Below are 22,363 nucleotides of genomic sequence, written 5' to 3'. Positions count from 1 at the left end.
GCCAGTAGGCTCTGCACGCATGGGAGAGCAGAACGTGGCTACCGGTTCCGGTGCCGGCAAGCGCCGAATCGGCGTGATGGGCGGGACGTTCGACCCGATCCACCATGGACACCTGGTGGCCGCCAGCGAGGTGGCCGCCCTCTTCCACCTCGACGAGGTGGTGTTCGTGCCGACCGGGCAGCCGTGGCAGAAGAGCCACAAGAACGTGTCCCCGGCCGAGGACCGCTACCTCATGACCGTCATCGCCACGGCGTCCAACCCGCAGTTCTCGGTGAGCCGCATCGACATCGACCGCGGGGGACCGACGTACACGATCGACACGTTGAGGGACCTGCGATCCCTCAACGACGACGCGGATCTCTTCTTCATCACGGGAGCCGACGCGCTCTCGCAGATCCTGGGCTGGCGGAATGCGGCAGAGCTGTTCTCGCTCGCGCATTTCATCGGGGTGACCCGTCCGGGCCATGATCTGACCGACGACGGACTGCCGGAGGGCGGGGTCTCGCTCGTGGAGGTGCCCGCCCTGGCGATCTCGTCGACCGACTGCCGGGAGCGGGTCGCCCAGGGCGACCCGGTCTGGTATCTGGTGCCGGACGGTGTGGTGCGCTACATCGACAAGCGTCAGTTGTACCGCGGCGAGTGAGCCACGGAGAGGGGCACCGGTGAACGACCAGCACAATCCTTACGACCCGTACCATCAGGAGCCGCAGATCATCGGCTACGACGAGTACGGACAGCCGGTCTATCAGCAGCCCCAGCAGTACGACCCTTACGCACAGCAGCAGCCCCGGCACCCTCAGCAGCCGCCCGCGCAGCAGCCCCGCGGTCAGCAGGACTACGGCTACGACCCCTACGGCAGTCAGGGCACGGACCCGTACGGCTCCGGGAGCACGGATCCGTACGGCCGCAGCGGCGACTACGGAACCCAGCAGTACCCCGCCCACCCCGGCACCGAGGGCTACGGGTACGAGGGATACAGCTACGACACGGGTACGCAGCCCGCGGCCGTCGACACCACCCAGCAGTGGAACATCCCGCACCAGCAGCCCGCCCCCGCCCCACCGCAGGAACGTCCGGCACCCGAGCCGGCCGCGGTGCCCGGGCAGCGCCGTGCCGCGGGCGGCGATGAGCGCGACTACCGCACCGAGCAGTTCTCCTTCATCGAGGAGCCGGACGAGGACTCCGAGGACGTCATCGACTGGCTCAAGTTCACCGAGAGCCGCTCGGAGCGCCGCGAGGAGGCCAAACGCCGTGGCCGCAACCGCGTGACCGCCCTCGTCGTCACCCTGGCGCTCGTCCTCGTGGGCGGCGTCGGCTACCTCTGGTACGCGGGCAAGCTGCCCGGCCTCTCGGACTCCAAGAGCGCCGGAAGCAGCGCGGCCGGCCCGCAGAAGCGCGACGTCATCGTGGTGCACCTGCACAACACGAAGAGCGAGCGGACCTCCACCGCGCTCCTCGTCGACAACGTCACCACCCAGCAGGGCACGACCGTCCTGCTCCCCAACACCCTCTCCGTGGCCAACGACGACGGCACGGCCACCACCCTCGGCAAGTCCGTCGAGGACGACGGATCCACCGGCACCCGTGAATCGATCGGCACCCTGCTGGGTGCCAAGATCTCCGGCACCTGGCGGCTGGACACCCCGTACCTGGAGAACCTTGTCGAACTCGTCGGCACCATCGACCTCACGACCGACACCGCGGTGCCCGGCGCCAAGAAGGGCGACGCCCCGCTGGTGAAGAAGGGCGAGAACCAGACCCTCAACGGGCGCGCCGCCGTCGCCTACGCCACCCACGTTGCCCCGGGCGAGGCCGACGAGAAGCAGCTGCAGCGCTTCGGCCAGGTCATGGGAGCCGTGCTGAAGAAGCTCCCCGACGACGCCAAGTCCGCCACCGTGATCGTCGAGACACTCGCGCAGATCCTGGACCCCTCGCTCAACGAGAAGGACCTCGGCACCTCCTTGGCGAAACTCGCCGAGCACGCGAAGGGCGGCGACTACAAGACGGCAATGCTTCCCGTGCAGCAGGGCGGCACGCTCACCGAGCAGGCGGCGAACAGCGTGGTCAAGGACGTCCTCGGCGGCTCTGTCAGCGCTCCGGAGCAGGGCGCGGCGGTCCGCGTCGGGATCAAGAACGCGACCGGAAACGACAAGGCGACGGAGAAGGCCCGCATCTCGCTCGTCAACGGCGGCTACACCGTCATCGACGGTGGCAAGGCCGGCACCGTGGCTTCCTCGCAGATCACCTACGGGGACGAGGCGCAGAAACCCAAGGCCGCGGAGGTCGCCAAGACCCTTGGGCTGCCGGCGGACGCGGTCAAGAAGGGCAGGGCCGCCGCGAACGCGGACGTGTCCGTGGTCCTCGGTTCCGACTTCGGGTCCGGCGCCGGGGACTGAGGCGGCCGCCGGCGGGCGGTTACCGAGGGCTGACGCGTCCCGAACAATCGAGGCGAGGCGTGTCGGCGGTCCGTGAGACCCTTGATGGGTTACCGACCGCCGACGAAAGCCTGCTTGTGACCGCCACTGACCGTTCCATCGAGCTCGTCAACGCCGCCGCCCAGGCGGCCGCCGACCGGCTCGCGCACGACATCATCGCCTACGACGTCAGCGATGTGCTCTCCATCACCGACGCCTTCCTGCTCGCCTCCGCGCCCAACGACCGCCAGGTCAAGTCGATCGTCGACGAGATCGAGGAGCGGCTGAACAAGCAGCTCGGCGCCAAGCCGGTGCGCCGTGAGGGTGACCGCGACGCCCGCTGGATCCTGCTCGACTACGTCGACATCGTCGTGCACGTCCAGCACAGCGAGGAGCGCGTCTTCTACGCCCTGGAGCGCCTGTGGAAGGACTGCCCCGAGCTGCCGCTTCCCGAGGACGCCCTCAAGACCCGTGGCAAGGCCGAGGAGCACGCCCAGCTCGCCGGCAGGGACGCGGAAGGTGAGCTGAGCTGAACGGGACGAACAGCGTGCCCGCGGCCGGTGACAGGCGCGGGAGCAAGAAGCGGGGCCGCCGTGTGGTCCTGTGGCGGCACGGCCAGACCGCCTGGAATCTGGAGCGTCGCTTCCAGGGATCCACGGACATCGAGCTGACCGAGGAAGGCGTCGCCCAGGCGCGCCGTGCGGCTCGGCTACTCGCTTCGCTGAAGCCGGACGCGATCGTCGCCTCCGACCTCAAGCGGGCGGCGGCGACCGCCGGCGAGCTGGCCGCGATCACCGGCGCGGACGTCTCCTACGACGCGGCGCTGCGCGAGACGTACGCGGGCGTCTGGCAGGGCCTGACCCATGAGGAGATCGTCCGGTTGTACGGCGACCAGTACGCCGCGTGGAAGCGCGGCGAGCCGGTGCGCCGGGGCGGCGGCGAACTGGAGACGGAGGTCGCCGACCGTGCCGCCCCCGTGGTGCTCCACCACGCCGACAAGCTGCCCGACGACGGCACGCTCGTCGTCGTGAGCCACGGCGGCACCATCCGCACCACGATCGGCCGGCTGCTGGGCCTGGAGGCCCACCACTGGGAGGGCCTCGGCGGCCTCTCGAACTGCTGCTGGTCGGTGCTGGGCGAGGGCGCGCGGGGTTGGCGCCTGCTGGAGCACAACGCCGGGACGCTCCCCGAGCCCGTGCTCGGCGACGACACCTGAGCGCGGCCGGCGCCCCGACGGACACAGCGGGGGCGGCCGCCCGGACCCGGATTTCACTTTCCGGCTGGTCGCAGGCTAAAGTTCTTCTTGTTCGCAGCGCGGAGCGCGAAGAACACGCGGGGCTATAGCTCAGTTGGTAGAGCGCCTGCATGGCATGCAGGAGGTCAGGAGTTCAATTCTCCTTAGCTCCACAATCAGGATCCCGTCCCCGTCAGGGGGCGGGATTCTTCGTTTCTCCCTCTGCACAGAGCGTCTCCATCGCGGTGCGGCTCTCTTCGTCGTTCGGGGTGTAGGCGACGATCCGGCACTCCGGCATCCCGTTGATGGACAGCGACACCGACGTCATCCGTATCTCGCCCACCGCGTCGCGCCGGAAGGTCTTCACCCGCGTCCCCGGCGGGACCACGTCGCCGCTGCGCCACAAACGGGCGAAGTCCTCACTGGCGTCCGTCAGGCGCCGGACGAACGACTCCCAGGCGGGCTCGCCCACATGCCGACCGTAAGCACCGCGCATCTGCGCCACCATCAACGGCAGCTCCTGCTCCATGTTGACGACCGGACAGCACTGCGCGGGGACGGTGAACAGCGTCCACAGCACATTGCGTTCGCCGCGGTCGTTGCGTCCCGTCAGCTGAAAGAGCACCTCGTAGGGGGTGTTGGTGGCCAGCACGTCGTAGCGGCTGTTGTAGACGACCGCCGGAGTCGGGGCGAGGGCGTCGATGATGCCCTGGATCTCGGGGCTGACCACCTCGATGTCCTCGGCCTCACCGTCCGGGGCGTACGGCACCTGCGCCAGGTGGTAGAGATGCTCGCGCTCGGGCCGGTCGAGACGCAGCGTGCGTGCCACGGCATTCAGGACCTGCGCCGAGGCGTTGATCGGGCGGCCCTGCTCCAGCCAGGTGTACCAGGTGACGCCGACGCCGGAGAGCTGGGCGACCTCCTCCCGGCGCAGCCCCGGTGTCCGGCGGCGGAACCCCGGCGGCATGCCGAAGTCCTCCGGTGTCACCCGGGCGCGGCGGCTGCGCAGGAAAGCCGCCAGCTCCGGTCTGCGGCGCTGCTGTACCGGTGCTGCCACCGTTGCCACACCCCCATGGTCGAGTTCCCCCACCGCCGTTGCCAGGTGCTGTCAGTACCAGCATCGGCGGGCTCTCGTTACCGGTATCGGGTTGCCGCCATGTTGCTGGCATGACGACGACCTCAACACGTCCCGTACTCAGTAAAGACGGCAGCTCGGACAATCGGCCCGGGCTGCTGCTCGCAGTGGTGCTCGCCGCGCAGTTCATGGCGCTGCTCGATGTCTTCATCGTCAACGTCGCCGCGCCCACCGTCCGTTCCGAACTGGGCGCTTCCGGTGCCGGACTGCAGCTCGTCATCGCGGGGTACACCATCGCGTACGCGGTCCTGTTGATCACCGGCGCGCGGCTGGGCGACCTGCTCGGGCACCGCCGGATGTACCTGGGCGGGCTCGCCGTGTTCACCGCTGCTTCGCTCGCCTGCGGACTGGCCGCCGGCACCGGCCAGTTGATCGCGTTCCGGCTGGTGCAGGGCGGCGGAGCGGCGCTGATGATCCCGCAGGTGCTCAGCCTGATCCAACGGAACTTCACCGGCGAGGCGCGGGCCAGGGCACTGGGTGCGTACTCGGCGGTGCTCGCGACCGGCGCCGCGGCGGGCCAGGTGCTCGGCGGGGTGCTGGTCGGTGCCGATCTGTTCGATGCGAGCTGGCGGCCCGTCTTCCTGGTCAACGTGCCGATCGGCCTGGTGCTCCTCGGCCTCGGCGTCCGCGTCCTGCCACGGGACCGCCGCAGCGAGCCGGAGCGTGCCCGTCCGCTGGATCTGCCCGGTCTCGGCCTCCTCACCGCGGCCGTATCGCTGCTCGCCGTCCCCCGGGGCGCAGGCGTCCGCCGACGCGCTGTGGGCGTGCGCCCTCGCCCTGGCGGCGGCGTGTGCTCTCGGTGCCGTGGCCGGTCTCGTTCGCAAACGTCGCTGACCTCGTTGCGTGGCCATGGCAGAATCGGACGGCCGGAGGGGACACCGGCCGTACGGGAGGGAGCGCACGATGTCCGCCAGCGGCGAGGAGGCAGAGGATGCTGCCCTTGAGCTGCTCGCCACGGCGGAGGCACGTGCTCGCCTCAACTGTCCTTCCTGCGGATCTGCCCACGTCGCCCAGGTCCTCGGCGACAACGGAGGAGTTTCCTACGTGTGCACGGCCTGCGGCCACAGCTGGAGCTGAATGATGGGTGCCCACAGGCGGAAATGCGACTGGTGCGGCAGCGGTACGCCCATCGTCCGGGACATGGATCCGGTCAATCCCGAGTACCAGTACTGGTGCGAGGAGTGTGCGCGGGCGCTGATCATAAAGGGCGACCCCATCGAAACCTACCGGGAACTCGAAGGGGAGCCGATCTACGGCCGACTGCTCGACGAGCACTGCACCCTCAAGCGGTTCTATTCGTTCGCAACGGCCTGAGCGCACAGGGTGAGCACGGCCCCGGTGGGGGCGGCTCGGCAGCCTTCCTAATGCCGCGGAGGAAACGGGCATTTCGTGCCTCGGTGGGGTGCGGAACAAACGATTTGGAGATGCGCCGACGAGGGCGTTAATGTTCTCTACGTCGCCGCGAGGGAAGCCCGAAGCGGGGACAGGCAAGGGGCTATAGCTCAGTTGGTAGAGCGCCTGCATGGCATGCAGGAGGTCAGGAGTTCAATTCTCCTTAGCTCCACAGAACACGAGAGGCGGGCCACCCGATCGGGTGGCCCGCCTCCTTTCATGCGGTACCGGGGGCCGGCCGGATCAACTCCGGCCGCTGCCCAGGGCCTTGCGGTTGCTGCTGGGCAGTGCGGGACGTGAGGGCTCCCGGGCGGGCGCCGGGGCGTCCACCTGCTCCAGACGCATCGCCAGCGCGGGGCAGCGCCGTACCGCCCGCTGCGCGCGCCCGCGCATGTGCATGGGGACGACCGCGTCGGCCACGGACGGGTAGCCGTCGGGGTTGAGCCGGATCAGCTCCGGGACGATGTCGGCGCACAGCCCGTGCCCCTGGCAGAGCGTCCAGTCGATGTAGACCTTCTCGCCGCTCGGGATCGACTCCTCCGCCTCCTCGTAGCCCGGCAGCGGCAGCGGCAGAACGCCCGTCGTCGGGCGTCCGCAGCCACCGTCCAGGACATGGGCGGCGAGATCGTCCGTGAATGCGGACAGCGTCGAGGCGAAGAAACGTGCGGAACCGTCGGGGTGCTTGCACGCGCCGCGGCCCTTCACCGCCTGCGTCACCTCCCGCAGCGCCTCCAGCGCCGCCGGTCCGCCACCGTTGATCACATCGGCGAGACCACCGGCCGCGGCGGGCAGGCCCAGCTTGCACGGTCCGCACTGGCCGGCGGTCTCCGCCGCGAGCCAGTTGGCCACTCTCAGTGACTCGCCCAGCGGGCAGGTCTCCGGCCCGATCGGCAGGATCGCTCCCGCGCCCAGGGCGCCCCCCACGGACGCCAGGGACGCTTTGGAGACGACGGACTCGTGCACGGCCACCGAGTCGATCCAGTTGCCGTGGTAGCCGCCCGTCAGCACGCCCTGCGGCAGCGGCGGCGCGCCTGCCAGCTGCAGGACGTAGCGGAGCGGCACACCCGTGGGCACCTCGACCACCATCGGGCGCGCGACCGCTCCGGAGATCGTCAGCATCACGGTGCCGGGTTCCGAGTCGAGGCCGGTGTGGCCGTAACGCCGGGAGCCTATGCGTGCGGCGACGGCCAGCTGCGCGAACGTCTCCGCGTTCGACAGCAGCGTCGGCGCACCGCCCACACCCGAGTCCGCGGCGCGCACCCGGCGGCCGGGCGGCAGCGCGGGGCCGCCGTTGACGGCGCGGATCACGGATGACGCCTCACCGGACACCATGCGCTCCGGCGTGCGGACGACTCTGGCGCGCAGCTGCTGGCCACGCCGGTCGCTCAGTCCGCGCTCGGCGAGCGCGGCACGCATGGAGATCTCCGTGGAGTTGCGGGTGACCGCGACGACCAGGGTGCGCGCGCCGAGCGCCTCGGCGGCCAGCAGGGCGCCGTCGAGAATCAGGTGCGGTGCACGGTTGAGCAGGACCGTGTCCTTGCGGCAGGCGGGCTCTCCCTCGCTTCCGTTGACCACGACGACCGGACGCACACCCCGCCGGATGGCCGATTTGGCCACGGCGCGCAGCTTCTTGCCGAACGGGAATCCCGCTCCGCCGCGGCCGGTCAGGGATATCTCCTCGGCGAGCTGCGCGAGCCGCTCACCGCTCACCGGCTCGAGGGGGCCGTGGACCTTCAGATGCATCTGCAGGTCGAGCCGTTCGACGAGGTCGAAGCCCTGCGTCAGCTGCGGAAGGCCGACGACGCGGACCTCGGGGACGTCGGGGAGGGGGGCGTTCACGGTCGTTCTCCTGCAGGTGCGTTCCAGGGCTCTCCGGCGGGGGGCTGGTAGAGGGGGCCTGGCATCTGAGCGGTCCCGTCGTACGTGGCGGCGCCACTGTCGTACGGGGGGTTGTCGTACGGGGTACCGGTGTACGGGGAGGCGGCCTCGGCCGCGCCGGTGGCGTCGTACGGGGCGGAGCCGTAGCCCGCGGTGGCGTCGTAGGGCGCGTCGTACGCGGCTGCGCCCGTGGAGTCGTAGGACGGCGTCGTGGAGCCGTACGGCAACGGGCTGTCGTAGGACGGGGGTGTGTCGTAGGACGCCGGAGCGTCGTAGGACGGCGGGGTGTCGTACGAGGGCGCCGCCTCGAACAGGGGAGGAGGCGGCGTGTCGTAGACCGGGGTCGACGGCTCGGGCCGCACGGCCTGGGCCGGCGGGGGCGGGGAGGGGGTGGGCCAGGCGCCCGGACGGGGACCCGTCTCGGACACCACGGGTATCTCCTCCGTCATCGGCACCCGCTCGGCGAGGGGGGCGGACGGCTCGTTGGCCAGCGACACGGCCCGGTAGGCCGCGGCCATGCCGGGGCCACGGCCAGTCCCCGCACCGCCGGCGGCCGGCATCGCCTCGGTGTCCGGCGGCGGCGGAGCCTCGTACAGCTGGGGAGCGGGCGCGGCGAGCCGGGGCGGCTGTGCGCGGGCCTGTCCGAGCGGCGACGGGAAGTCCTGCTCGTACGGGCGCTGCGACGGAATGCCGTTCACCCGGTCCATACGGTCCATGCGGTCCATGCCAGCGGGTACGGCCGAGCGGCCCGTCCCGTTCAGCCCGCTCGTGCCGGGCAGCGGGGAAGTGGCCAGATCGCGCTGTGCCTGGTCGTCGCCGGACAGCGGTCCGCCGTCCCCTCCGCCCGTCAGCGACATGATCTTGGCAGCGACCCGCCGCTGCAGTGGACGCGGCAGCAGACGCACCGAGACGGCCGCGGCGACACCTGCCAGCGCCAGGCAGTACATGGCGACGACCCAGGTCGCCGCGGGGCGCCCGGCGTAGAGCCCGTGGACCAGCGCGAAGCACCAGGCCGGGTACGCGAGCATGTGCAGCGGCCGCCAGCGGCCCGCGACGCGGATGTTGCCCGCGAGGGCGCTGCGCAGCGCGCCGGTCGTGGCGGCGACGACCATCAGGAAGCCGGCCAGCGATCCGAAACCGATCAGGGCCGACGTGCCGGTCACGCCGAGACCGAACGGAATCAGCGCACCGATCAGTGCCACATGGCCGAGCGAGACCTTCACGGTGGCGTGCAGCAGCAGGAAGCCGAGCGAGGCGACCGCGGTGGTGCGGTGGATGCCCTGGGCGAGCAGGCGGTGGCGCGGTGCCAGAAGCACCCGGTCGGTGGCTATCAGGCCCCACGCGACGGACGCCGTCAGCGACACCAGGGAGAGCACTCCGGTGGTGAAGTCGAGCGCGGCGCGAAAACTGTCGCTGCCTCCGATGGCGAGCAGCGGGATGAGAATCAACACGGCCGCGTAGAGGCCGCCTTGCACGGGGCGGCTGAGTCCGGGGCCGGGGCCCGGCGACAAACGCTGTTTGAGACGAGGGTTCATGGGGCGACTCCGAATGGTGCGGGAAAGCTGTCCCGTTGACGCACTCTAGGTGGCCCCATACCGCGCAGAGCGAGTTTTCGCTGTTATTAGAGGTGAAGTACAGCCAACTGACTCTGGGGTTGCCCTGGATAGAGTCGATACGCCGAGTAACCCGGACATCATGATCGCCGAGCGACGGTCGTGGGCGCCGCGGAAGGCGCATGCGGCCACTTCCCGCACTGCGGTACCCTGACGCCATGCGTGCCGTACGCCTTCTGCTTAGCGAGCCGCGCTGATCAGTCCCGACGGTGGAAAGAACCCGTCGGAATCGGCGCGGCGTCCCCTCCTGTGCGAGGGGATTTTTCATTTCGGCACCGGATGAATCAGCGGCAGCTGGCAGAGACGATCGATGGAGCTTTGAAGGATCATGAGCGAGACGAACTCTGCTGCCGAGGCAGCAGCCCCGCATCGATACACGGCTGCCATGGCGGCCGACATCGAGGCACGCTGGCAGGACTTCTGGGACGCCGACGGGACGTACGAGGCGCCCAACCCGAGCGGTGACCTGGCCGGCGATCCCGCAGTGGTCGCCCGCCCGAAGAAGTTCATCATGGACATGTTCCCGTACCCCTCCGGTGCGGGCCTGCACGTCGGCCACCCGCTGGGGTACATCGCCACCGACGTCTTCGCCCGTCACCAGCGCATGACCGGGCACAACGTCCTGCACACGCTGGGCTTCGACGCGTTCGGCCTGCCCGCCGAGCAGCACGCCGTCGCCACCGGCACGCACCCGCGGGTGTCGACCGAGGCGGCCATGCAGAACATGAAGGGCCAGCTTCGCCGCCTGGGTCTGGGCCACGACAAGCGCCGGTCGGTCGCGACGATCGACCCGGACTACTACAAGTGGACCCAGTGGATCTTCCTGCAGATCTTCAACTCCTGGTTCGACCAGGACGCGAAGAGGGCCCGTCCGATCGACGAGCTGGTGGCGCAGTTCGAAAGCGGCTCGCGCGAGGTGCCCGGGGGCCGGGCATGGAGCGCGCTGAGCGCCCGTGAACGCGCCGACGTCCTGGGCGAGTACCGGCTGGCCTACGCCTCCGACGCCCCCGTCAACTGGTGTCCGGGACTGGGCACCGTGCTGGCCAACGAAGAGGTCACGGCCGACGGCCGCTCCGAGCGCGGCAACTTCCCGGTGTTCAAGGCCAAGCTGCGCCAGTGGAACATGCGCATCACCGCCTACGCCGACCGGCTGCTGGACGACCTGGACGCGCTGGACTGGCCCGAGGCCATCAAGCTGCAGCAGCGCAACTGGATCGGCCGCTCCGAGGGAGCGCGTGTCGACTTCTCCGTCGACGGCTCCTCCGAGGCGAAGGTCACCGTCTTCACCACCCGCCCCGACACCCTGTTCGGCGCGACCTACATGGTGCTGGCGCCCGAGCACGGCCTGATCGACTCGATCCTGCCCGCCGCGTGGCCCGAGGGCGTCAAGGACGCCTGGACAGGCGGTGCCGCGACCCCGGCCGACGCCGTCTCGGCCTACCGCAAGCAGGCCCAGACCAAGAGCGACGTCGAGCGTCAGACCGAGCACAAGGACAAGACCGGTGTCTTCACCGGTGCCTATGCCCTGAACCCGGTCACCGGCGCCCGTATCCCCGTCTTCGTCGCCGACTACGTGCTGATGGGCTACGGGACTGGCGCGATCATGGCCGTCCCCGGACAGGACGAGCGCGACTGGGAGTTCGCCGAGGCGTTCGGGCTGCCGATCATCCGCACGGTCCAGCCGCCCGAGGGCTGGGAGGGCGAGGCGTTCACCGGCCAGGGCCCGGCGGTCAACTCGTCGAACGACGAGATCTCGCTGGACGGTCTGGGCGTCACCGAGGCCAAGGCGAGGATCACCGAGTGGCTGGTCGCCAAGGGCATCGGCCAGGCAACGATCAACTTCCGGCTGCGTGACTGGCTGTTCAGCCGCCAGCGCTACTGGGGCGAGCCCTTCCCGATCGTCTACGACGAGGACGGAATCGCGCACGCGCTGCCCGAGTCGATGCTGCCGCTGGAGCTGCCGGAGGTCGACGACTACTCGCCGCGCACCTTCGAGCCGAACGACGCGGACACCCAGCCCGAGACGCCGCTGTCCCGCAACGAGGACTGGGTCAACGTCACCCTGGACCTGGGCGACGGGCCGAGGAAGTACCGGCGCGAGACCAACACCATGCCGAACTGGGCCGGTTCGTGCTGGTACGAGCTGCGCTACCTGGACCCGCACAACGGCGCCAAGCTGGTCGACCCGGCGATCGAGCAGTACTGGATGGGCCCCCGCGAGGGACAGCCACACGGCGGCGTCGACCTGTACGTGGGCGGTGCCGAGCACGCCGTGCTGCACCTGCTGTACGCGCGGTTCTGGTCCAAGGTGCTGTTCGACCTGGGCCACGTCTCGTCCGCCGAGCCGTTCCACAAGCTGTACAACCAGGGCATGATCCAGGCCTACGTCTACCGGGACAGCCGCGGCTTCCCGGTGACCGCCACCCAGGTCGAGGAGCGGGACGGAAAGTTCTTCTTCGAGGGCGAGCCGGTCAAGCGCGAGCTGGGCAAGATGGGCAAGTCCCTGAAGAACGCGGTCACGCCCGACGAGATCTGCGCCGAGTACGGAGCGGACACGCTGCGTCTGTACGAGATGGCGATGGGCCCCCTGGACGTGTCGCGTCCGTGGGACACCCGCGCGGTCGTCGGCCAGTACCGGCTGCTGCAGCGGCTGTGGCGCAACATTGTCGACGAGTCGACCGGTGAGGTCACCGTCGTGGACGGCGAGGGCGACGAGGACACGCTGCGCGCGCTGCACAAGGCGATCGACGGCGCAGGACAGGACCTGGCGGCGATGCGGTTCAACACGGCGATCGCCAAGATCACCGAGCTGAACAACCATCTGACCAAGACCGGTACACCGCTGTCGCGCTCGGTCGCGGAGCGGCTGGTGCTGCTGGTGGCCCCGCTGGCGCCGCACATCGCCGAGGAGCTGTGGCGCAAGCTGGGCCACGGCGAGTCCGTCGTCCACGCGGACTTCCCGGTGGCCGACCCGGCATATGTCGTGGACGAGTCCGTGACCTGCGTCGTGCAGATCAAGGGCAAGGTCAGGGCGCGGCTGGAGGTCTCCCCGTCGATCACGGACGCGGACCTGGAAGCGCTGGCGCTGGGCGACGACGCGGTCGTCGCGGCGCTGGGCGGCGCCGGTATCCGCAAGGTGATCGTGCGGGCACCGAAGCTGGTCAACATCGTTCCGGCTTGACGTCCGAACAGCGATCCGGCGTGATGTCCGAACGTCGTTCCGGCATGGCGCCGACGGGCTGACGGGGACGGCACAGGGCCATCCCCTACGGGCAGGTTGGGGGTTCCGATGGAACCTCCGGCCTGCCCTTTCCGTTTACGGTGGGAGGAACACAACCCGATGCCGGAGGGGCGCTCATGGACGCAGGAGCCGTGGTCATGATCCTGGCGCTGCTTTTCTTCGCTTTCGTGGCCTTGGGGGTGTATGTCGGCGTGAAGGCCATCGGTGCGGCCAAGCGCGGGGTGGAGCGCACCGTCACCCAGGCCCGGCGCACGGTCGAGGAGACCACGCTGCGGGCCAGGAGCTATGGACAGGTCGGTGTCACGGGCGAGCTTGCCCAGCTGCGGCTGTCCCTGCGCACTTCTATGCGGGCCACGCAGGAAGCGCTGAACGCCGGCGTGACGGAGGACGCGTCGCTGTCGGAGTCGCTGGCCCTGTTCCGGCGGCTCAGCGCGCATGGGCAAGAGCTCGACGGCGAGCTCAAGCGGCTGGAGCGCGAGCCGGACAGGTCGACGCTCGCCGCGTTGCTGCCCGGGCTCCGCGAGCGGACGGAGCGGATCACGCACTCCGCCGAGTCGCTGCGCTGGGCGGCCCGGGACCGTGCACAGAAGTTCGCCGCCGACGATCTCGACGAGCTGAGCTCGCAGATCGACATGGAGGCGGGGGCGCTGCGCCACTGGTCCGCGGAGACGGGCGTGGCAGGGACACAGGGCACGCCGGACACGCCGGCCCCGGGCGGCGACCGTGCCTCGCGGCCCGCTGCCGACGCGACGGCGTCCTGGCCGGAGGCCGGGCACGGGGACGGTGCCGGAGATCCGGCTGCTGCCGAGCAGACCTGGCCCGGCTCCGATGCCGACTCGGCGCGGGCGGACGACGGGCGTCCGCAGGCGATCACGGCGCGCGATCCACGAGTGCAGACCACCTATCCCTGGCAGAAGTCCGCACACCCGGAGACCTCCAACTGATCCGGGACGGAGCGCGCCGCCCGGACCGCCGGAACAGCCGGCGGGGTGGCCTTCGCAGACCCCCTTCGCCGCGGCTCGCTCACGTGCAGGACAGGGCCGGGCTGCCGTCCGGCAGCGACTGCGGGTAACCTCCCGCTCATGTCCCGCCATGTCGCGATCGTCACCGATTCCACGGCCTACCTGCCGCCACCGACGATGGAGCGGCACAGCATCACCGCAGTGCCGCTGACCGTCGTCCTGGGCGATCAGGCGCTGGAGGAGGGCACCGAGATCTCGGCTCGCTCGCTTGCGCTGGCCCTGCAGAAGCGCAAGTCGGTGACCACGTCCCGGCCGAGTCCCGAAACGTTTGCGCGGGCCTATCGCGCGTGCGCCGAGGCGGGCGCGGGCGGGATCGTCTCCCTCCATCTGTCGGCGGAGTTCTCCGGGACGTACGACGCGGCCGTTCTCGCCGCGAAGGACGCGCCCGTGCCCGTCCGGGTCGTCGACACCGGCATGGTGGCGATGGCGCTCGGCTTCTGCGCGCTGGCGGCCGCGGAGACGGCCGAGTCCGGCGGCTCGCTGGACGAGGCAGTGGCCGCGGCCGAGAAGCGGGCCGAGGGGACCTCCGCCTTTTTCTACGTGGACACGCTCGACTATCTCCGCCGCGGCGGGCGGATCGGGGCTGCGCAGGCGCTGCTCGGGTCGGCGCTCGCGGTGAAGCCGCTTCTCCAGTTGAACGGAGGGCGGATCGAACCTCTGGAGCGTGTACGCACCGCGTCGCGGGCGATCGCCCGGCTGGAGGAGATCGTCGTCGAGCGGGCGGGCACGGCACCGGTGGACATCGCGGTGCATCACCTCGCTGCACCTGAACGGGCGGCAGCGCTCGCCGACCGGCTCCGCGACCGGGTGCTCGGGCTCACGGACCTGCATGTGAGCGAGGTCGGCGCGGTCATCGGGGCCCACACGGGCCCGGGGCTGCTGGGGGTTGTGATTTCCCCGCGCTGAACGGAGCCCGGCCGGCGTCCGCTGATGGGGCGTGCTGCCCGGGAAGGCCGCGGCGTCACCCGTGAGGGTGGCCGAGTTCTCCACAACGGGCCCGTTGTCCACGGGAATTGAGGCGCTTCGGCGCGTTCGGGCGGATGTGCCTACCGTCCTGAGGCATGACTCTTCGATCACGTACGGCAACCAGCGGACCGGGCCGTGCCCCGGCTTCGGACGGCCGCATCCACCACAGTCGGGTACGCCCCGTGGGCGGTGTCCCGGACAGCTCTCGCGCGCGAGGCCACGCCGCAGGCCCGCTGCCCGCCTCGGGGCCGGCAGCCGGGAGCCACGGGCCGGTGCCCAGGCGTCTGCGCGGCGGCAGGGCGCCCACCGCCTCGCCAGCGGCACTGCGGCGGCGAGCCGATGCGCTGTTCGCGCGCGAGCACCCGGCACCCGGGCGAGGGGGAGCACCGGCGCCCGCGCAGGCACCGCCGCCCGCGCCCGCAGCGGCACGGGACGGGTCCGTGGGGCTCGGGCCACCCGGGACCGTGGCGCGAGCCGCGGCACGTGTACGGCCCGGTGCTTCCGTCCGGCCAGGGGCTCCCGCGCCCCCGGCCGGAGCGGCCGGTCGTGAAGCCGCCCGCGACCGGGCCGACGAGCGGCAGCGGAACGTGCCGCGCCGGGACGGCCCGCCCAGGGACGGGGCATGGTCAAGCGCCGGGCACACGAGGTGGCTTGCCGTACGGGAGCGGCTGCCCCTGTGGCTCCAGCTCCGGTGCGGGCTCGAACCGAGGACGCTCGCCGCGCTCGCCGTCGTGCTGGTGGCTGCCGCGGTCTTCGCCGCTCAGCACTTCTGGACCGGACGGCCGCAGCCCGTACGACCTCCCGACGTCGTCCGGCAGGATGCCGGGCCGGCCGCGGCCGGCCCGGCGATGGCTCCGGCTCCGTCGGCCCGGGCCCCGGGTACGTCTGGGGCGGATGCGGGGCCCGGAGGTGTCGGGGGGCAGGCCGCCGCACGGATCGTCGTCGACGTGAGCGGCAAGGTGCTCCGGCCCGGCGTGCTCCGGCTGCCCGCCGGATCTCGTGTCGCCGATGCGCTGGAGGCGGCCGGGGGCGTCAGGCCGGGGACCGACCTGACGGGGCTCAACCGGGCCCGGTTGCTCATGGACGGCGAGCAGGTGGTGGTCGGTGTCCCGGTCCCCGCCGGCGCCGCGGGAATCGGCCCCGGCCCCGGCGTGGCCGGCACCGCAGGGGCGAACACCGGGCCGATCAGCCTCAATTCGGCCACGGCCGAGCAGTTGGAGACCTTGCCGGGCGTCGGCCCGGTCCTGGCCCAGCACATCATCGACCACCGTACGAGGAACGGAGGCTACCGCTCGGTCGACGAGCTTCGGGAGGTCAACGGGATCGGCGACCGGAGATTCGCGGATCTGCAGAACCTGGTGCGGCCATGAACCGTCCGGCGGTGCACGCGGACTCCGGCACTCCGCTGGGTTCGGCCGACCCGCGCCAGGACGGCCCCGTCGATCTGCGCATGGTCCCTCCCGCGCTGGCGGCCTGGGCGGCGGCAGCGCTCGCCCTGGGTGCGCCGGGCCGATGGACCGCCACGGGTGTGGTCGTCTGCCTCCTGACAGCAGCGTTGCTGCTGCTGTCGGTTGCCGCCCGTCGAGGACGGCGGCTCAACGCCACCGCTGCAGTCTCCGTCCTGCTGTGCGCCGCCGCCGGGGCGGCAGTCGCCGGTCTGCACAGTGCGGATCTCCGTCGAGGCCCACTGCCCGGGCTCGCCCGCCACCGCGCCCATGTCACGGTCGAGTTGACGGTCACCTCGGACCCGCGACCGATCCGGCCCAAGGTGGTCGGCGACCGGATGTCGCCCGGAGCGAATGTGCTGAACGCCGAGGCGACGCGGGTGACCGGGCCCGGTGGCGAGATGACCGGCACCCGTACGCCGATTCTGGTCATCGTGCCCACGGGCAGGACGGGGCCGGAATGGCTGCGCCTGCTGCCCTCCACACGGCTGCGCGTCTCGGGGCGGCTCGCGCCCCCGCTGCGGAAGGACGACCCCTTCGCCGCGGTGCTGCGTGCGGAAGGAGCCGGTCCGCCCCGGATCACCGGCCCTCCCACCGCCGTGCAGCGCACAGCCGGTGAGCTGCGCGGCGGGCTGCGCAAGGCGACCGACGGGCTCGCGCCCGACGCGCGGGCGCTCCTCCCGGGCCTCGTCATGGGCGACACGTCACGCGTTCCCGCGGACCTCCAGGACGCCTTCGAGGCGACCGACCTGACTCATCTGCTCGCCGTTTCCGGGAGCAACCTCACCATCGTCCTCGTCCTGCTCATCGGGCCGCCGAGCCGTGCCCTTCGTGCCGAACGGGGCGGGCTCGCACCGAGACTGGGCATCACCCTGCGCGGCACCGCGCTCCTCGGCGGGACGCTCACCCTCGCCTTCGTCGTGGTGTGCCGGCCGGAGCCGAGCGTGCTCCGGGCGGCGGCGTGCGGACTCGTCATGCTGCTCGCCATCGGCACGGGCCGCCGCAGGTCCCTGATCCCCGCGCTGGCAGCCGCCGTGCTGCTGCTGGTCCTGTACGACCCATGGCTGGCCCGCAGTTACGGCTTCCTGCTCTCCGTTCTCGCGACCGGATCCCTTCTCACGATCGCCCCCGTCTGGAGCGCCGCGCTCCAGCGCCGGCGAGTCCCGCCCCGGCTCGCCGAGGCGCTCGCTGCTGCCGCGGCGGCACAGGCCGTGTGCGCGCCGGTGGTGGCGGTGTTCGCCGCCAGGGTCAGTCTCGTGGCGATTCCCTGCAATCTCGTTGCCGAGCCGGCCGTCGCGCCTGCCACGGTCCTCGGCTTCGCCGCGCTGGCCACGGCACCGGTCTCGATACCGGCCGCCGAGCTGATCGCGGACGTCGCAGGCTGGCCGGCCGCCTGGATCGCGTCCGTCGCACGGACGGGCGCGGCACTGCCGGGGGCCGATGCGGCGTGGCCCGGCGGCCTGCACGGCGCTCTGCTGCTCGCAGTGGTCACGGTCGTGGTCCTGCTGATCGTCCGGCGGCTGCCCCGGCACCCGTTGGCGGGAGCCTTCTGTGCCCTGATGCTTCTGCTCGTCGTACTGCGTCCGGCCCCCCTCACCAGGGTCATCAGCGGCTGGCCGCCGACGAACTGGACGTATGCGATGTGCGACGTCGGCCAGGGGGACGCCACGGTGCTCGCGGCGGGGAGCGGCTCGGCCGTGGTCGTCGACGCCGGCCCCGACCCCGAACTGGCCGACGGATGCCTCCGCGAGCTGGGCGTGTCACGGATCCCGCTGCTCCTGGTCACCCACTTCCACGCCGACCATGTCGCCGGTCTGCCCGGAGTGCTTCGCGGAAGGAGTGTCGGGGCGATCCAGACGACGACGCTTCAGGAGCCTGTCGGTCAGGCGGAGTTCGTCCGGCGGGTCGCGGCACGGGCGGGCGTGCCGGTGATGGGTACGGCACCGGGGGAGAGACGTCGTACGGGGAGCCTCGACTGGGAGGTGCTGTGGCCCGACCCCGGGCGGGGGATGACACCGGAGGAGCCGAACGACGCAAGCGTCACGCTGCTCGTCCGGGCAGCCGGCGGTCTGTCTCTCCTGCTCCTGGGCGACCTCGAACCACCCGCCCAGCAGGCCTTGATACGCGTGCGTCCGACGCTGCCACGGATCGATGTGCTCAAGGTCGCCCACCATGGTTCGGCGTACCAGCACCCAGGGCTGCCGGCCGGAGTCCGGCCGCGTCTCGCGCTGATCTCATGCGGTCGCAACAATCCGTACGGCCATCCCTCGCCGCACACCGTCGGGATACTGCAGGCCCTGGGAGCGACGGTGCTGCGTACGGACCGGGACGGGGCGATCGCCGTGACGGGCGCGGGGGAACGGCTGCGGGTCATGACCCGGTCGGGTCCGGGCACGATCCGACCCGACCGGTGAGGTGTCGCCGCGTCGGGCGTCCAGGGCCTCGGGGTCAGTCGAGCCAGTGACCGTCCTGCATGATCAGCCGTTCCTTGAGTTCGTTCACCTCGCGCCAGGCCTTCACCACCAGGGGGGTGATCCGCAGATACACCCAGGACTGCCTGCTCCGGGGATCCCATGCCATCTTCGCGGCGAACGCGTCCGCCGATGCCTTGTCCAGGGCCGAGCTCTCCACGACCTCGGCCTCGCCCTCGATGTGAATCACGTCGCGGGTCTGGCCGAGTGTGACCACGACACGGCCGCGCGGAGTCACGTTCCTGGCCGCGGGGTTGGCGCGGCGGGTGCACATCAGCAGGGTGCCTTCGTGCCACGTGAACGACAGCGGCATCAGGAATGCCCGGCCCTCCGACGCGGTGGCCACCCAGGCGTCGATGTCCTCGGTGAGCCGTACGAGCGTGTCCTGCCTGCGCTGTTCCCGGCTGCGCGGCGGCGGTTCCTGGATCGTCATGAGGCCGACGCTATGGGTGCGACCGGCACTGCCGCGTCGGCCGAACGACCGGAGAGCCCTACGCCTGACGGCCTAGGTCCGGCGACGGGCCGGATGGGACGAGGATTGGTGGCATGGCGCACCGTGGCCCACGAGACTGCTGTCATGGGAACACCGACCCGGGAGCCGGATGTGCTGCACGCATTGTCGCCAGGGACCGTCGACGCCTATCTCGCCAGGATCGGCGCAGCCCGGCCCGGACGGGCCGACGCGGCGGCTCTGCGTGAGCTCCAGCTGCGGCATCTGCATGCTGTGCCCTTCGAGAATCTGTCGATCCACCGGGGCGAGGAGGTGATCCTGGATACCGAGGCGCTGGTCGCCAAGGTCGTCGAGGAGCGCAGGGGAGGGTTCTGCTACGAACTCAACGGCGCCTTCGCCGCGTTGCTGCGCGCCCTCGGCTTCACCGTGACGCTGTACGAGGCGCGTGTCTTCGGCCAGGAGGGCCGGCTGGGGATCCCGTACGACCACCTCACGCTGCGCGTGGACACGGCGGACGGCACCGGTCCCTGGCTGGCGGACGTCGGCTTCGGGGACCACAGCCACCATCCGCTGGCGCTGGAGGACCGGGAGGACCAGCAGGACCCGGCGGGGGTGTTCCGGATCGTGGCGGCGGCGGAGTACGGGGACCTCGATGTGCACAGGGACGGTCGGCCGGTGTTCCGCGTCGACACCCGGCCGCGCCTGCTCGCAGACTTCGAGGCCGGTTCCTGGTACCACCGGACCTCGCCCGCCTCGCACTTCACCACTTCGCTGGTCTGCTCCCGGCTCACGGACGACGGCCGGATCACCCTGACGGGCAACAAGCTGGTGACGACCGTGGACGGCGAGCGCACGGAGCGGACCCTGGCGGACGACCTCGCGGTGCTCGACGCGTACCGGGACCATTTCGGGGTGGTGCTGGACGCGGTCCCGGAGGTGCGCCGGCCGCCGGAGAAAGGGAGGACGGCCTCCTGAGCGGACGGCCACCCTGGCGGACGTCTCTGAGACGGCCTCGTGGGCGGACGGCCCCAGAGCCGACGGGTCCGGACCGAGCGGACATCCTCCTTCCGGGCGGCTCATGAGCGGGCGGCACAATGTGGCGGTGAGCGATGTGAGACACGTGCTGGTGCTGCCCGACCGCGATGCCGCCGAGGAGGTGGCCGAGACCCTCGGCGACCACTTTGCGGTGGCCGAGGAACCCCTGCTGGTGAGAGACGCCCTCGCCGGTGAGGACGACGCGGAGGACGCCCAGTGGCTTGTGGTCGTCGAGGACCCGGACAGCAGGCTGGACGGGGGCGCGCTGGACGAGTTCGTCGCCGGCTGGGACGGGTGGCGGGAGGCGCACTGACTGAGGCGCTCTGACGGTTCGGCCGGGGCTGTCAGTGGCCCGTGGGATGCTTGACCGCGATGGCCACCAGGAAGAATTCGACCGACGATCCGCTCGCCCCCGTCACCCTCGCCGTGGGCCAGGAGGATCTGCTTCTGGACCGCGCCGTGCAGCAGGTGGTGGCGGCAGCCCGGGCGGCCGACGCCGACACCGATGTACGGGACCTCACCGCCGACCAGTTGCAGCCCGGCACGCTCGCCGAGCTGACGAGCCCGTCGCTGTTCGCGGAGCGCAAGGTCGTGGTCGTGCGCAATGCGCAGGATCTCTCCGCCGAGACGATCAAGGACGTCAAGGCGTACGTGAACGCGCCGGTGGAGGAGATCACGCTCGTCCTGCTGCATCCCGGCGGCGCCAAGGGCAAGGGCCTGCTGGACGCCGCCCGCAAGGCCGGTGCCCGTGAGGTGGCGTGCCCCAAGACCACGAAGCCCGCGGAGCGGCTGACGTTCGTGCGGCAGGAGTTCCGGGCGCTCGGCAGGTCCGCGACGCCGGAGGCGTGCCAGGCCCTGGTCGATTCCATCGGCAGCGATCTGCGCGAGCTGGCGAGCGCGGCGTCCCAGCTGACGGCGGATGTCGAGGGGACCATCGACGAGGCGATCGTCGGGCGGTACTACACGGGGCGCGCCGAGGCGTCGAGTTTCAACGTCGCGGACCGGGCCGTCGAGGGCCGGGCCGCCGAGGCGCTGGAGGCTCTGCGCTGGTCGCTGTCGACCGGCGTAGCCCCCGTACTGATCACGAGCGCTCTGGCGCAGGGCGTCCGGGCGATCGGCAAGCTGTCCTCGGCGCGGGGCGGTCGGCCCGCGGATCTCGCGCGCGAGCTGGGCATGCCCCCGTGGAAGATCGACCGGGTCCGCCAGCAGATGCGCGGCTGGACCCCGGACGGTGTCGCCGTGGCGCTGCGGGCGATCGCGGAAGCCGACGCGGGCGTGAAGGGCGGCGGCGACGACCCGGAGTACGCCTTGGAGAAGGCAGTCGTGACGATCGCACGCGCGGCCCGCCTACGACGGTAGAACCTCGCACACCGTGGGCGCGGGCGTTGCACACAGGCAACGTCTCACCCCGCCGCCCACCCGGGAGGAGCCCGGTCCCGGGACTTCAGCGGGCATCACATCACGCCGAAGGCCCCGGTTCCTCGTCCTGGGGAAGGACGAGGAACCGGGGCCTTCGGTTCAATCTCGGTGCGCCGCACCCGCGTGGCGAACGCAGGCCGCGTGCGGCGCGAGAGGTGCCGGCAGGGAGCGGATGAGAGGGCCCGCTTCATCCCTGACGGCGGTCAGTCACATGCTCAGCCCTGCAGGGAGCCAACCTTGGCAGCCAGCGCCGACTTCTTGTTGGCGGCGGCGTTCTTGTGGATGACACCCTTGGAGACGGCCTTGTCGAGCGCACGGGACGCGTCGCGGACGGCCACAGTGGCCTTCTCGGCGTCACCGGCGATGACAGCCTCACGGGCCTTGCGGATCGCGGTCTTGAGCGAAGACTTGACGGCCTTGTTGCGCAGGCGCGCCTTCTCGTTCGTCTTGTTCCGCTTGATCTGGGACTTGATGTTCGCCACGAAAGAGCCTTCTCAGGTTCGATGATCTTTGAGTGCGCGTCTCTCCCCCGTAGCCCTTCGGTCACGGGAGGCGCCCCCGAAGAGGGCACGAGACACAGCTGCCCAGGCTACCAGCCGCCCCGCGGACGGCCCAAACCGGGCGCAGTCCCGTACGCGTGGGACGAT

Annotated in this window: 18 protein-coding genes, 2 tRNA genes and 1 pseudogene; 16 read left to right on the top strand and 5 right to left on the bottom strand. The window is 71.2% G+C overall.

The annotated features are described in order from the left end of the window. Window positions 1-19: 19 nt before the first annotated feature. The 5 genes from nadD (at window position 20) to AC067Z_RS05620 (ending at window position 3,821) form a co-directional block, all read left to right on the top strand. Complete coding sequence (gene nadD / locus AC067Z_RS05640; protein WP_478788168.1) at window positions 20-643, top strand: nicotinate-nucleotide adenylyltransferase; 624 nt, start codon at window positions 20-22, stop codon at window positions 641-643. 19 nt (window positions 644-662) lie between these two features. After that, on the top strand, window positions 663-2,396 hold the full coding sequence (locus AC067Z_RS05635) for an LCP family protein (protein WP_478788167.1): 1,734 nt from the start codon (window positions 663-665) through the stop codon (window positions 2,394-2,396). 116 nt (window positions 2,397-2,512) lie between these two features. Continuing rightward, window positions 2,513-2,947, top strand: a complete 435-nt coding sequence (gene rsfS / locus AC067Z_RS05630; RefSeq protein ID WP_478788166.1) for a ribosome silencing factor — start codon at window positions 2,513-2,515, stop codon at window positions 2,945-2,947. Between the two features lie 14 nt (window positions 2,948-2,961). Continuing rightward, on the top strand, window positions 2,962-3,630 hold the full coding sequence (locus AC067Z_RS05625; RefSeq protein WP_478788165.1) for a histidine phosphatase family protein: 669 nt from the start codon (window positions 2,962-2,964) through the stop codon (window positions 3,628-3,630). Between the two features lie 118 nt (window positions 3,631-3,748). Next, window positions 3,749-3,821: transfer RNA gene (locus tag AC067Z_RS05620), tRNA-Ala, on the top strand. Window positions 3,822-3,841: 20 nt separating this feature from the next. Here the strand turns inward: AC067Z_RS05620 and AC067Z_RS05615 are convergent. Further along, window positions 3,842-4,714: a helix-turn-helix transcriptional regulator gene (locus AC067Z_RS05615; RefSeq protein WP_478788164.1), complete on the bottom strand. Its 873-nt coding sequence runs from the start codon at window positions 4,712-4,714 to the stop codon at window positions 3,842-3,844. Window positions 4,715-4,815: 101 nt separating this feature from the next. On the opposite strand from AC067Z_RS05615, the pseudogene AC067Z_RS05610 reads away from it, so the two are divergent. From AC067Z_RS05610 to AC067Z_RS05600, 3 genes and pseudogenes are all read left to right on the top strand, one after another. Further along, window positions 4,816-5,514: pseudogene (locus tag AC067Z_RS05610) on the top strand (MFS transporter); the annotation flags it as partial. Window positions 5,515-5,863: 349 nt separating this feature from the next. Continuing rightward, on the top strand, window positions 5,864-6,097 hold the full coding sequence (locus AC067Z_RS05605) for a hypothetical protein (RefSeq protein WP_026277450.1): 234 nt from the start codon (window positions 5,864-5,866) through the stop codon (window positions 6,095-6,097). Between the two features lie 177 nt (window positions 6,098-6,274). After that, window positions 6,275-6,347 (top strand) — tRNA-Ala (locus AC067Z_RS05600). A 71-nt stretch (window positions 6,348-6,418) separates the two neighbouring features. On the opposite strand, the gene AC067Z_RS05595 is transcribed toward AC067Z_RS05600, so the two are convergent. Next, window positions 6,419-8,014: a ferredoxin gene (locus AC067Z_RS05595; protein WP_478788163.1), complete on the bottom strand. Its 1,596-nt coding sequence runs from the start codon at window positions 8,012-8,014 to the stop codon at window positions 6,419-6,421. After that, window positions 8,011-9,588 (bottom strand): ferric reductase-like transmembrane domain-containing protein, encoded by a 1,578-nt coding sequence (locus AC067Z_RS05590; RefSeq protein WP_478788162.1) that lies wholly within the window; start codon window positions 9,586-9,588, stop codon window positions 8,011-8,013. Before AC067Z_RS05590 ends, AC067Z_RS05595 begins: the two co-directional genes overlap by 4 nt. A 406-nt stretch (window positions 9,589-9,994) precedes the next feature. Here AC067Z_RS05590 and leuS point away from each other — a divergent pair, with 406 nt between their 5' ends. The 5 genes from leuS (at window position 9,995) to AC067Z_RS05565 (ending at window position 18,754) form a co-directional block, all read left to right on the top strand. Beyond that, entirely contained in the window at window positions 9,995-12,847 is a 2,853-nt protein-coding gene (gene leuS, locus AC067Z_RS05585) for a leucine--tRNA ligase (RefSeq protein ID WP_478788161.1), read from the top strand. A gap of 176 nt (window positions 12,848-13,023) precedes the next feature. Next, window positions 13,024-13,851, top strand: coding sequence for a hypothetical protein (locus tag AC067Z_RS05580; RefSeq protein ID WP_478788160.1), 828 nt, complete (start codon window positions 13,024-13,026; stop codon window positions 13,849-13,851). Window positions 13,852-13,989: 138 nt separating this feature from the next. Continuing rightward, complete coding sequence (locus AC067Z_RS05575) at window positions 13,990-14,835, top strand: DegV family protein (RefSeq protein ID WP_478788159.1); 846 nt, start codon at window positions 13,990-13,992, stop codon at window positions 14,833-14,835. Between the two features lie 647 nt (window positions 14,836-15,482). Next, complete coding sequence (locus tag AC067Z_RS05570; RefSeq protein ID WP_478788158.1) at window positions 15,483-16,265, top strand: ComEA family DNA-binding protein; 783 nt, start codon at window positions 15,483-15,485, stop codon at window positions 16,263-16,265. Further along, window positions 16,262-18,754 (top strand): ComEC/Rec2 family competence protein, encoded by a 2,493-nt coding sequence (locus AC067Z_RS05565; RefSeq protein ID WP_478788157.1) that lies wholly within the window; start codon window positions 16,262-16,264, stop codon window positions 18,752-18,754. Before AC067Z_RS05570 ends, AC067Z_RS05565 begins: the two co-directional genes overlap by 4 nt. A gap of 34 nt (window positions 18,755-18,788) precedes the next feature. Here the strand turns inward: AC067Z_RS05565 and AC067Z_RS05560 are convergent, their stop codons facing one another. After that, entirely contained in the window at window positions 18,789-19,244 is a 456-nt protein-coding gene (locus tag AC067Z_RS05560) for a pyridoxamine 5'-phosphate oxidase family protein (RefSeq protein ID WP_478788156.1), read from the bottom strand. A 144-nt stretch (window positions 19,245-19,388) separates the two neighbouring features. Here AC067Z_RS05560 and AC067Z_RS05555 point away from each other — a divergent pair, with 144 nt between their 5' ends. The 3 genes from AC067Z_RS05555 to holA all read left to right on the top strand — a co-directional run bounded on the left by AC067Z_RS05555 (window position 19,389) and on the right by holA (window position 21,656). Beyond that, window positions 19,389-20,237 carry an arylamine N-acetyltransferase family protein gene (locus tag AC067Z_RS05555; RefSeq protein ID WP_478788155.1) on the top strand — a complete coding sequence of 283 codons (849 nt, stop codon included), beginning with the start codon at window positions 19,389-19,391 and terminating at the stop codon, window positions 20,235-20,237. Window positions 20,238-20,364: 127 nt separating this feature from the next. Then, window positions 20,365-20,610 carry a hypothetical protein gene (locus AC067Z_RS05550; protein WP_478788154.1) on the top strand — a complete coding sequence of 82 codons (246 nt, stop codon included), beginning with the start codon at window positions 20,365-20,367 and terminating at the stop codon, window positions 20,608-20,610. Between the two features lie 59 nt (window positions 20,611-20,669). After that, window positions 20,670-21,656, top strand: coding sequence for a DNA polymerase III subunit delta (gene holA / locus AC067Z_RS05545; RefSeq protein WP_478788153.1), 987 nt, complete (start codon window positions 20,670-20,672; stop codon window positions 21,654-21,656). A gap of 275 nt (window positions 21,657-21,931) precedes the next feature. Here the strand turns inward: holA and rpsT are convergent, their stop codons facing one another. Further along, the gene (gene rpsT, locus AC067Z_RS05540; protein ID WP_478788152.1) at window positions 21,932-22,198 is read right to left on the bottom strand and encodes a 30S ribosomal protein S20; all 267 of its coding nucleotides are present in this window, start codon (window positions 22,196-22,198) and stop codon (window positions 21,932-21,934) included. Window positions 22,199-22,363 lie beyond the last annotated feature (165 nt).

It is taken from the genome of Streptomyces sp. NPDC043812 (assembly GCF_056436245.1).
This window is presented reverse-complemented; position numbering and strand designations above follow the sequence as displayed.

Coding starts and splice junctions, on each gene's coding strand:
- nadD (WP_478788168.1), top strand. CDS start 20: ATGGGAGAGCAGAACGTGGCTACCGGTTCCGGTGCCGGCAAGCGCCGA.
- AC067Z_RS05605 (WP_026277450.1), top strand. CDS start 5,864: ATGGGTGCCCACAGGCGGAAATGCGACTGGTGCGGCAGCGGTACGCCC.
- AC067Z_RS05590 (WP_478788162.1), bottom strand. CDS start 9,588: ATGAACCCTCGTCTCAAACAGCGTTTGTCGCCGGGCCCCGGCCCCGGA.
- leuS (WP_478788161.1), top strand. CDS start 9,995: ATGAGCGAGACGAACTCTGCTGCCGAGGCAGCAGCCCCGCATCGATAC.
- AC067Z_RS05580 (WP_478788160.1), top strand. CDS start 13,024: ATGGACGCAGGAGCCGTGGTCATGATCCTGGCGCTGCTTTTCTTCGCT.
- AC067Z_RS05575 (WP_478788159.1), top strand. CDS start 13,990: ATGTCCCGCCATGTCGCGATCGTCACCGATTCCACGGCCTACCTGCCG.
- AC067Z_RS05565 (WP_478788157.1), top strand. CDS start 16,262: ATGAACCGTCCGGCGGTGCACGCGGACTCCGGCACTCCGCTGGGTTCG.
- AC067Z_RS05560 (WP_478788156.1), bottom strand. CDS start 19,244: ATGACGATCCAGGAACCGCCGCCGCGCAGCCGGGAACAGCGCAGGCAG.
- AC067Z_RS05555 (WP_478788155.1), top strand. CDS start 19,389: ATGGGAACACCGACCCGGGAGCCGGATGTGCTGCACGCATTGTCGCCA.
- holA (WP_478788153.1), top strand. CDS start 20,670: ATGGCCACCAGGAAGAATTCGACCGACGATCCGCTCGCCCCCGTCACC.